The sequence below is a fragment of the Mesorhizobium sp. M4B.F.Ca.ET.089.01.1.1 genome, assembly GCF_004022605.1.
Lineage (GTDB): Bacteria > Pseudomonadota > Alphaproteobacteria > Rhizobiales > Rhizobiaceae > Mesorhizobium > Mesorhizobium abyssinicae.
The window spans coordinates 1-9,981 of record NZ_RZOS01000199.1 but is presented as its reverse complement, the minus strand read 5'-3'; the positions used below and the strand labels follow the sequence as shown (position 1 = coordinate 9,981).

13 protein-coding genes are annotated in these 9,981 nt (G+C 63.7%); 11 read left to right on the top strand and 2 right to left on the bottom strand.

What is annotated here, in order from left to right; translation table 11 throughout:
• Positions 1-4 precede the first annotated feature (4 nt).
• Positions 5-556, bottom strand: coding sequence for a DUF2269 family protein (locus EN780_RS18970; protein ID WP_127283754.1), 552 nt, complete (start codon positions 554-556; stop codon positions 5-7).
• 528 nt (positions 557-1,084) lie between these two features.
• Between EN780_RS18970 and EN780_RS18965 the strand changes: the two genes are divergently transcribed.
• The 7 genes from EN780_RS18965 to EN780_RS18935 all read left to right on the top strand — a co-directional run bounded on the left by EN780_RS18965 (position 1,085) and on the right by EN780_RS18935 (position 5,931).
• A complete protein-coding gene (locus tag EN780_RS18965; RefSeq protein ID WP_127283755.1) occupies positions 1,085-1,615 on the top strand; it encodes a DUF1465 family protein in 531 nt (176 codons plus the stop codon).
• A gap of 325 nt (positions 1,616-1,940) precedes the next feature.
• Positions 1,941-2,453, top strand: coding sequence for a crossover junction endodeoxyribonuclease RuvC (ruvC, locus tag EN780_RS18960; protein WP_127283756.1), 513 nt, complete (start codon positions 1,941-1,943; stop codon positions 2,451-2,453).
• A 61-nt stretch (positions 2,454-2,514) separates the two neighbouring features.
• Positions 2,515-2,766 carry an AbrB/MazE/SpoVT family DNA-binding domain-containing protein gene (locus EN780_RS18955; RefSeq protein WP_127283757.1) on the top strand — a complete coding sequence of 84 codons (252 nt, stop codon included), beginning with the start codon at positions 2,515-2,517 and terminating at the stop codon, positions 2,764-2,766.
• Positions 2,767-2,768: 2 nt separating this feature from the next.
• On the top strand, positions 2,769-3,182 hold the full coding sequence (locus EN780_RS18950) for a type II toxin-antitoxin system VapC family toxin (protein WP_127283758.1): 414 nt from the start codon (positions 2,769-2,771) through the stop codon (positions 3,180-3,182).
• Between the two features lie 14 nt (positions 3,183-3,196).
• A complete protein-coding gene (gene ruvA / locus EN780_RS18945) occupies positions 3,197-3,817 on the top strand; it encodes a Holliday junction branch migration protein RuvA (protein ID WP_127283759.1) in 621 nt (206 codons plus the stop codon).
• A gap of 43 nt (positions 3,818-3,860) precedes the next feature.
• Positions 3,861-4,898: a Holliday junction branch migration DNA helicase RuvB gene (gene ruvB, locus EN780_RS18940; RefSeq protein ID WP_127283760.1), complete on the top strand. Its 1,038-nt coding sequence runs from the start codon at positions 3,861-3,863 to the stop codon at positions 4,896-4,898.
• Positions 4,899-5,028: 130 nt separating this feature from the next.
• Positions 5,029-5,931 carry a metallophosphoesterase gene (locus EN780_RS18935; protein ID WP_127393338.1) on the top strand — a complete coding sequence of 301 codons (903 nt, stop codon included), beginning with the start codon at positions 5,029-5,031 and terminating at the stop codon, positions 5,929-5,931.
• A gap of 27 nt (positions 5,932-5,958) precedes the next feature.
• Here EN780_RS18935 and EN780_RS18930 read toward each other — a convergent pair whose 3' ends face one another.
• Complete coding sequence (locus EN780_RS18930; protein WP_128274978.1) at positions 5,959-7,209, bottom strand: cellulase family glycosylhydrolase; 1,251 nt, start codon at positions 7,207-7,209, stop codon at positions 5,959-5,961.
• Between the two features lie 52 nt (positions 7,210-7,261).
• Between EN780_RS18930 and ybgC the strand changes: the two genes are divergently transcribed.
• The 4 genes from ybgC to EN780_RS18910 all read left to right on the top strand — a co-directional run.
• The gene (ybgC, locus tag EN780_RS18925; protein WP_127393784.1) at positions 7,262-7,735 is read left to right on the top strand and encodes a tol-pal system-associated acyl-CoA thioesterase; all 474 of its coding nucleotides are present in this window, start codon (positions 7,262-7,264) and stop codon (positions 7,733-7,735) included.
• A gap of 287 nt (positions 7,736-8,022) precedes the next feature.
• Entirely contained in the window at positions 8,023-8,733 is a 711-nt protein-coding gene (tolQ, locus tag EN780_RS18920) for a protein TolQ (protein ID WP_126057874.1), read from the top strand.
• A gap of 9 nt (positions 8,734-8,742) precedes the next feature.
• Positions 8,743-9,195, top strand: a complete 453-nt coding sequence (gene tolR, locus EN780_RS18915; protein WP_126057875.1) for a protein TolR — start codon at positions 8,743-8,745, stop codon at positions 9,193-9,195.
• Positions 9,196-9,202: 7 nt separating this feature from the next.
• On the top strand, positions 9,203-9,981 hold a 779-nt coding region (locus tag EN780_RS18910), incomplete at its 3' end, for a hypothetical protein (RefSeq protein ID WP_128274977.1).

Sequence of the window (9,981 nt, the reverse complement as noted above, 5' to 3'; positions counted from 1 at the left end):
GCTTTCAGGCTGCGCTCGGCACCAAGCGGCGGCTGCGGCCGAAGGCCAGCATGGCGCCCGCCGCCGCCACCAGCGCCATGCCGGCGAGGATGGCGATGTCGTGCACGGTCGGCTTGAGCACCATGTCGGCGATGACCACCAGCATCACCGAATAGTCGAAGCGGGCGGCGCTTATGATGCGCTGGCCGACGGCAAGGACGGCCGGCGTAACGCCATCCTTTGCGATCATGTCGGCCATGCGGTCGGCGCTCGGCTTGAACACGAACATGCCGATCGAGAATGTCGTGGCGTAACCGGCAAGGCCGATCAGGATCCAAAGGTCGGAAAAACCGACCCAGAACGCGCACATGATGAGGCCGAACAGCAGCGTCAGCATCGACATCGGCGCGAAGTAGCGGTTGCCCAACTGCCCGGTGGCGCGCATCGCCTGCAGCTTGCCCTCGACGTTGCCGGCGCGCTCGGCAAGCAGGCCAAGCAGGAACAGCGCGAAGCCGCCGCCGACCCACAGAGTGGCCGAGACGACGTGGAGAAATTTGACGATTGAATACCAGTCCATAGTTTTGCCCCCCGAGGTTCTGGTAATTGCGATGGAGCTGATTTGCTCCACCCGGTTCAGAGGAGCGGGCGTTTAGCGCGGCCCGTGTTTCGGAACGATGTCGCGGCGGCGGCCGGCGTGTTTCGTGGTGCCGGGAACGCCGGGTTTTTGCACCGCGCGCAGTTGAGGACGATTGTGCTGTTACGGCACAGAAGCCGGGTGGCCGGTAAAAAAATCTCGCCGTCGTTAAGGCTTCATTAAGCTTTACGGGCGTTTACTATGCGCATCCAGTGATCTGGATTCTTACCGAGTGGTTGGAGCCACTTTGTTTGACGCCTCCCTGTTAAACTCCTGAGAGCCGCCTTATCCGCGGCTCTTTTTTTGCCCGCAAAGCGGCGCAGTCCGGTCAGGCGTTCGGCGTTAACCGTTTGTTAAACATGTGCTTGCCTTCACCTGCGCCGAAGCGCATTTTCAAGCTCAGTCGTTTAAGGGTGCAGGGCGTTACGGCAAGAGTGCCGATTCGGCTTGCGGCAGTGCAGGGGCGTATCGATGAACGAGCCTTCCAAGGGAAGCGCGAAAACCATCAAATTGGCGGAGCGCCGGGTTTTCTCCCAATCCTTCAAGCCGCTCTATCAGGAGGGCATGGGCCTCGTCGAACAGGCCGCCGAATATCTCGACGGCAAGGGCCGGGCCGAAGCCAAGAAACTGTCACGTACGGCGGCGACGCTCTACGCGGCCGAATCGATGCGGCTGACCACCAGGCTGATGCAGGTCGCTTCCTGGCTGCTTCTGCAGCGCGCGGCGAATTCCGGCGAAATGACCCGCGACCAGGTCGCCTCGGAAAAGTCCAAGGTGCGTCTCGACACCGCTTCCGCGCATGACGAGGCGCTCGGCTGGAGCGAACTGCCGAAGGATTTTCTCGACCTCGTCACCCGCTCGCTGCGCCTGCAGGCGCTGGTGCGCCGCATGGACGAGGAAATCTATGGCAACGCACTGGCCGACACGCCCGCTTTGACCCGCCGCGTCAATCCGGTCTCCGACCAGATCAGCCTGCTGAACACCGCCTTTGCCCGCGGCTGATACGGCAGTTTGACAATTCGCTCTGATGGCCATCTAGCGCCGTTTTCTGCGCTTTCCTACAGCGCCGCGCGTCCTTTCGGACGCGCAAAGGACGCTGTAGCATTTCTTGATCTTGCGCATGATCCTTTCCGAAAATGGGCTCGATTTTCGGGGTCATGCGCGTTGCTCACCTACTTGAGTACGCTCCGCTCCGGTTCTCGAAAACGACGTTATCTATCATGCCTCTTCAGACCGAATTTTGAAGCTGCCTGGGTCCCCGTATAGGTCGTTTCTGGTTTGTTCACATTTTGCTGGCATCGCCCTGCTTCGGAGGTAGACTTCGCGCATGGGGGAAACGATTCGCATCATCGGCATCGATCCGGGGCTGAGGCGCACCGGCTGGGGCATCGTCGAGAGCCTCGGCAATTCGTTGCGCTTCGTCGGCTCCGGCACGGTGCGCTCCGACGACAAGGCGGCGCTGGCGACCAGGCTCTGCCAGCTGCATGACGGGCTGGCCGAGGTGCTGCATCAGGCCATGCCGCACGAGGCTGCGGTCGAGCAGACCTTCGTCAACAAGGATGCGACAGCGACGCTCAAGCTCGGCCAGGCGCGCGGCATCGCCATGCTGGTGCCGGCGCGCGCCGGGCTTGTGGTCGCCGAATATGCGCCCAACGCCGTCAAGAAGGCGGTGATCGGTGTCGGCCACGGCGACAAGAAGCAGATCCATATGATGGTCAAGGTGCTGATGCCGAAGGCGGTGTTCGAGACCGATGACGCGGCGGATGCGCTGGCGATCGCCATCTGCCATGCGCATCACCGGCAAAGCGCCGCCTACCGGATGGCCGCGCTGGCCGGGTAGTTTGTTCTTGACTTGTTCTCGCAGTTGGAATATTTCTTACCGGTAAGAACCGGAGACTCCAATGCGTGTGACCAGCAAGGGCCAGGTGACCATTCCGCGCGACTTGCGCGACACTTTCGGCATTGATGCGAATAGCGAAGTCATCTTCGGCATTGAAGGCGGCAAGATCACCATCACACCCCGACATGACAAGGGACGGCAGGCAGATCGTGAAAGACTCGATCGGTTTCTCGCCGCGCTTGACCGGCTGGAGGGTAGCGGCGACCAGACGATGAACGCCGACGACGTCATGGCCTTGACGCGGGATCGCTGATCTTGGCGACGCTTGTCGACACCAATGTTCTTATCGATGTCGCCGTTCGCGATCCTCTCTGGTTGAAATGGTCGCGGCCGAAAATAGAAACTGCACGCAGGCGAGGCAGCCTGGTCATCAATCAGATCATCTACGCTGAGTTTTCGATCCGCTACGACACGATCGATGATGTCGACAATGTGTTGCCCGAGGATGAGTACCGACGTGAGGGATTGCCGTTCGAAGCTGCCTTCGCGGCGTCGAGAGCATTCTCGATCTATCGTCGGCAAGGGGGACCGCGAGAGAAGGTCATGCCCGATTTTTTGATCGGGGCGCATGCCGCCATCCGGGGTTATCCCATTCTTACTCGCGATCCGGCAGGCTTCAGGAAATACTTTCCGGATGTCGAGCTGATCGCTCCTGACACCCACCCCTAAGAAAGTTCCCGGACATGATCGGCAAGCTGAAGGGCACGCTGGACGAGGTCGACGAGGACTTCTGTGTCGTCGACGTGCATGGCGTCGGCTATGTCGCCCATTGCTCGGCGCGCACGCTGGCCTCGCTGCCGGCGCCCGGCGAGGCGGTGGTGCTGTTTATCGAGACCTATGTGCGCGAGGACATGATACGGCTCTACGGCTTCCAGTCGGCACTGGAGCGCGAATGGTTTCGGCTCTTGATGAACAACGTGCAGGGCGTCGGCGCCAAGGTGGCGCTGGCCATCCTCTCGACGCTGGCGCCGGCCGACCTCGCCAATGCGATCGCCTTGCGCGACATCGCCATGGTGTCGCGCGCGCCGGGCGTCGGCAAGAAGGTGGCCGAGCGCATCGTCACCGAATTGAAGGCCAAGGCGCCGGCATATGCGGGCGCTGCCTCCGGCACGATCGGGCTGAAGCAGGAACTCGGCGAGGGCGTGGCGCCGGCGCCGATCACCGACGCCGTCTCGGCGCTGGTCAATCTCGGCTATTCGCGCGACATCGCCGCCAACGCGGTGTCGGCGGCGCTGAAGTCGGCCGGCGAGGGCGCCGACGCCTCGAAGTTGATCCGCTTCGGCCTGAAGGAACTGGCGCGGTGAGGGGCTGCTTGTTCTGGTCCCTGCCGTATGCAAGGAAAGCGGCATGAACCTTTCGCCCCGCCTCATTGCCCCCGACAAGCGCGGCGAGGATGCCGACCAGACCTTGCGGCCGCAATCGCTTGACGAGTTCGTCGGCCAGGCGGCGGTCAGGGCCAATCTCAAGGTCTTCGTCGACGCCGCCAAGGGTCGAGGCGAGGCGCTCGACCATGTGCTGTTCGTCGGCCCGCCCGGCCTCGGCAAGACGACGCTGGCGCAGATCATGGCGCGCGAGCTCGGCGTCAATTTCCGCTCGACCTCCGGACCGGTCATCGCCAAGGCCGGCGATTTGGCCGCGCTGCTCACCAATCTCGAAGACCGCGACGTGCTGTTCATCGACGAGATCCACCGCCTCAATCCGGCGGTGGAGGAAATCCTCTATCCGGCGATGGAGGATTTCCAGCTCGACCTGATCATCGGCGAGGGGCCGGCGGCGCGCTCGGTCAAGATCGATCTCGCCCGCTTCACGCTGGTTGCCGCCACCACGCGGCTTGGGCTGTTGACCAATCCGCTGCGCGACCGTTTCGGCATTCCGGTGCGGCTCAATTTCTACACGGTCGAGGAGCTGGAGCAGATCGTGCGCCGCGGCGCCCGCATCCTGTCGATGCCGCTCGGCGACGACGGCGCGCTGGAGATCGCCAGGCGGGCGCGCGGCACGCCACGCATCGCCGGCCGGCTGCTGCGTCGCGTGCGTGACTTCGCGTCGGTCGCCGGCGATGGCCATGTCGACCGGCGGATCGCCGACGAGGCGCTGACCAGGCTTGAGGTCGACGGGCTCGGCCTCGACGCGCTCGACCGGCGCTATCTGTCGATGATCGCCCGCAATTTCGGCGGCGGGCCGGTCGGCATCGAGACCATCGCGGCGGGGCTGTCGGAGCCGCGCGACGCCATCGAGGACATCATCGAGCCTTATCTGATCCAGCAGGGCTTCATCCAGCGCACGCCGCGCGGCCGTGTGCTGACGGCCAATGCCTGGCGCCATCTCGGCCTCGAGGCGCCAAAGGATCTGGCGCAGCAGCAGATCAGCCTGTTCCAGGAGGAGTAACGGAGATTTGTTCCCTAGTTGTTTGGGGAACGGCTCGTCTGCGCAAAATCTGCTCGCCGCGGCCAAGCTGAAGGCACAATTGCCGCCTCTAGCTTGATGCAATCGCCATACCAAGGGCCGGGGCGGAGCAATGATCACCAGACGTGGCTTCCTGCGCCTCATCGGCGGCTCGTTCCTGTCGATGGTGTCGCTCAGCGCCTATGCGGTCGGCATCGAGCCGATGCTGTTGACGCATGTGAAGCGCTATTTTCTGACGCCGCCGCATTGGCCGGCGGACCTCAAGCTGCGCGTCGTTGTGTTGGCCGATATCCATGCCTGCCGGCCGTGGATGACGCCCGAGCGGATCGCTTCGCTGGCCGAAGAGGCAAACGAGCTCAAACCGGATGTGATCGTCATGCTTGGTGATTTTCCGGCCGGGACCCGCCTGGTGTCGGATTGGGTGGACGCGTCGGAATGGGCTCCTGCCTTATCCGGGCTGAAGGCGCCGCTCGGTGTCTGGTCGATCCTTGGCAATCACGATTGGTGGGAGGATCGCGCCGCGCAAGCGGCTGGGGCAGGGCCTACGATCTCGCGCAAGGCGCTGGAGCGCGTCGGCATCCCGGTGTTGGAGAACGATGTCGTACGCCTGGAAAAAGACGGGCACGGCTTCTGGCTCGCCGGACTTGCGGATCAACTGGCACTGCGCCCCGGCCGGGCCTGGGGCCGGACCGATTTCAAGGGCCTGGACGATCTCGACGGCACGCTGGCCAAGGTGAGCGACAACGCTCCCATCATCCTGCTCGCGCATGAACCCGACATCTTCCCTAAAGTGCCGTGGCGGGTTTCGCTGACGCTCTCCGGCCACACCCATGGCGGGCAGGTCAGGCTGTTCGGCTATTCGCCGGTCGTGCCTTCCGCCTACGGCAATCGCTTCGCCTATGGCCATGTCGTCGAAAACGACCGCAACCTGATCGTCTCCGGCGGGCTCGGCTTCAGCATCATGCCGGTGCGCTTCGGCATGCGCCCGGAGATCCTGCAAATCGATCTCGGCTAGGACGCGCTGCTGCTCAACCGGCCCTCGTCAGGGCAGCGAGCGGATCGCATCCATCACGGCGGGTTCCGCCTTGTCGCCATTGAAGGCGTCGACGATGCCGAAGGCGCCGCCATAGCCCCATACCGACCAGGAGAAGCCGTGCGCCTCGGCGCGCGCGATCATCTGCCTGACATAGGCGGCGCGGTATTCGGCGGGCATCACATAGCCGTTGCCATATTCCTGGCGGATCATGCCGAACTCGCCGAGCGTGATGTTTTCCGGTCTTATCCCGTTGGCCTTCGCCCATGCTTCGACGGTCTTGAACGGCGCGTCCATGATGGCGAGCAGCTTGTCGTCCGTATCCATGCTGGCGACCTGCTCGTCGAGATAGGCAAGCATGCCGCTTCGCCGCGTCCATGGCGCCTCGGCCCTGATGCGGGCGCGGATCGTGTCCAGCGCCACGTCGAGCTGCGTCTGCGGTACGGCCGTCAGCGGAAAGGGCAGGCCGGTGACATAGCGGATGAAGTCGCCGGCCCAGGTCGCGCCCTGATGGGTGAGCAGGAACGGATCGTAGGAATGGAAGGTCCAGATGATGTTGTCGTCGGCGATCAGCTTCGGGTCGATCCTGGCCAGTGACGCGGCGTTGGAATAGCAGGCGCCGGTGAGGATCAGCGTCAGCCTGGTGGCCGAGGAGCGCGCCGCCGCGAACAGCTTCTTCTGGCGCTCCGGCCACAGATTTGTGCCGTCGCCGTCGCAGTCGACGATCGGCTCGTTCATCGGCTCGAAAGCGACCTGGCCCGGATCCTCGTTTGACAGCGTGCGCGCCATCTTGCGCACCACATCGACATAGGCGTCGAAGGTCCCGGGGTCGTCCATCACCTGCCCCATGCCGGTCTTGCGGTTGCCGCCGGCCGGGATCAGATGCATGTCGACGATCACCTTCAGCCCGGCGCGGTTGATCATGCGCGCGGAGTCCAGCACGCTGGCGTAGAGGTCGTCGCGCAGCGCAAGCGTCTCGTCGGACAGGAAGGGCGAGGGGTCGACCGGCATGCGCAGGAAATCGAAGCCGGCATCCTTCAGCGCCTTGAGGTCATCCTCCTTGAGGAACTTTCGCCATTCCGGATAGGGCAGGATGGCGGTCGGGTCGTTCCATTTCTCCTCGCCGGTCCAGGTCGTCCACTGGTCGAGATTGAGGCCGCGTTTCATCGAGAACGTCGCGGCAGGGGCCGGCAATGCCAAAGCCCCAAACGCCAGCAGTGCCGCCATCAAGGTCTTGATCATCGCGCCCAACAGTGCCATCCGGTTCCAGCGCCGCAACACCTGCCTGCTCGGGCCAGAAAAGGAAAGCGCGATGGACGATCATGGTGAATCGGCGGCGCTCGGCGCGGGCCTTTCCGGCGCGCTGACGGAATTCGGCCATCGGCTGATGGCGCGGGTCTACTATGCCGACACCGATTTCTCAGGCGTCGTCTATCACGCCCGCTATCTCGAATTCTTCGAGCGCGGCCGCTCCGATTATCTGAGGCTCGCCGGCGTCCATCACACCGAGCTTGCCGATGGCAAGCATGGCGAGCGCATCGTCTGGGTGGTCAGGCGCATGGAGATAGACTTCAAAAGTCCCGCCCGCATGGACGACATCCTGACCATCGAGACGCGTACGCAGGATATTTCCGGCGCCCGCATCTACATGGCGCAGCAGCTCAAGCGCGGCGACGAGGTGCTGGTCGAGGCCAAGGTCGAAGCGGCGATCATCGGCGAGAATGGCCGCCCAAGGCGTTTTCCGAGGGAATGGGTCGCGGCTTTCATGCCAAGAGCAGACGGCTGATATCTCTGGTCAGGGCGATCTGGCGGTCACCATCCGCGCCATGACGGGGGCGCGGCAATGCGCCGCGCTTCATATCATAACCCATCCTTAACCATAACGGTTCATGAAGAGATTGGTGAAGATTGGCGGAATCCGAACGCCTTCCTTTCACCAATATTTGCCCCGAAAAGGCCGCGAAACGGTGCATTCGGGGTGATCCCGCAAGCTTCAAGCTCGCGCGAACGGACCACAAGGGATGCCCATGGGCCCAGCCGCCAGCGACGCCCGGAAAATCTAAGGACGTAACCATGGAAAACATCGCACTCGCCGAACCGGGCGCGCATTTATCGATCTGGGCGCTGTTCATGCAGGCCAGCTGGGTCGTCAAGCTGGTCATGATCGGCCTGCTCTGCGCCTCGATCTGGACCTGGGCGATCATCGTCGACAAGCTCGTCGCCTATGGCCGCATGCGGCTGGCGCTGAACCGCTTCGAGCAGGTGTTCTGGTCGGGACAGTCGCTGGAAGAGCTCTATCGCACGCTCGCCGACCGCAAGACCACCGGCATGGGCGCGATCTTCGTCGCCGCCATGCGCGAATGGAAGAAGAGCTTCGAGAAGGGCGCCAAGTCGCCGCTTGGCCTGCAGACCCGCATCGACAAGGCGATGGACCTGGCGCTGACGCGCGAGATGGAGCGGCTGGAGGGACGGCTCGGCTTCCTCGCCACCACCGGTTCGGCCGCGCCCTTCATCGGCCTGTTCGGCACCGTCATCGGTATCATGACCTCGTTCCAGGCCATCGCCGCTTCGAAGAATACCAGCCTGTCGGTGGTCGCACCCGGCATCGCCGAGGCGCTGCTCGCCACCGCCATCGGCCTGCTCGCGGCCATCCCGGCCGTCATCGCCTACAACAAGCTGTCATCCGACGCGAACAAGATCGCCGTGCGCATGGAAGGGTTCTCCGACGAGTTCTCCGCCATACTCTCGCGGCAAATCGATGAAAAAGTCGCGCAGAAGGCCTGAGGTACGATCATGGGTATGTCCGTAGGCATGGCGGGACGCGGCGGGCGCGGCCACAGGCGGCGCGGCCGCCATCACGGCCTGATGTCGGAAATCAACGTCACGCCGATGGTCGACGTGATGCTGGTGCTGCTGATCATCTTCATGGTCGCGGCGCCGCTCTTGACGGTCGGCGTGCCGATCGACCTGCCGGATACGCAGGCCAAGGCGATGAACGTCGACACCCAGCCGATCACCGTCTCGATCAACGCCTCCGGCCAGATCTATCTGCAGGAAACCGAAATCCCGATCGAGGAACTGGTGGCCAAGCTGCAGGCGATCTCCAAGACCGGCTATGACGAGCGCATCTTCATCCGTGGCGACAAGCTGACGGACTACGGCACCGCCATGAAGGTGATGGCCCGCATTTCGGCGGCCGGATACAAGAACATCGGTCTGGTTTCGCTGCAGGAACAGGATCAGTAGAAGCAAGATGAGGACGGGACTCACCACATCGGTGATCTTGCATACGGTAGTGTTGGCCTTCGGGCTGTTCACGCTGTCGTCGCCGCCTGCCATGCCCGCGTCCGATGTCGAGTCGGTGGCGGTCGACATCGTGCCGATGGAGGCCATCGCGCAGACGCTGCAAGGCGACAAGAAAGCGGTGATGCATGACAAGCCGGCGCCGACGCCGACCAAGCGCCCGGACATTGTTCCCGATGCGCAGAAGGTCGGTGAAAACAGCGTCGACACCGACAAGCCGATCACGGACGAGGCCAAGCCGAAGCCGGTCGACCTGACGTCGGCGCCGCCGCCGGCGCCGACGCCGACCGAAAAGCCGAAGCCCGAAGACGCGCCGAAGCCGAAGGAAGCGCCGAAGCCGACGCCGGCGACGGAAGTGGCGCCGGTGCCGCAGCCAAAGGAAGAGGTCAAGCCCGAGCCGGTCAAGCAGGTGGAACCGAAGCCGACGCCGGCCAAGGAGCCGACACCAGCGCCGCAGCCGGACAAGACCGCGGCCATCCAGCCGAAGGAAGAGGTCAAGCCGGACGCCGTCGCCGAGGCCATTGCCCAGGAGCCGCCGACCGAAGAGGCCAAGCTTCCGGACTCCGCGCCCGCGCCCGAGGCGCGGCCGAAGCCGCAGCCGGCCCAGGCCGAGAGCGCCAAGGCGCCGGACCGCAAGGACGCCGACAAGCCGGTCAAGGAAGCGTCGTCGAAGCCGAAGTCGGAAGACAAGCAGTTCAACGCCGACGAGATAACGGCGCTGCTCGACAA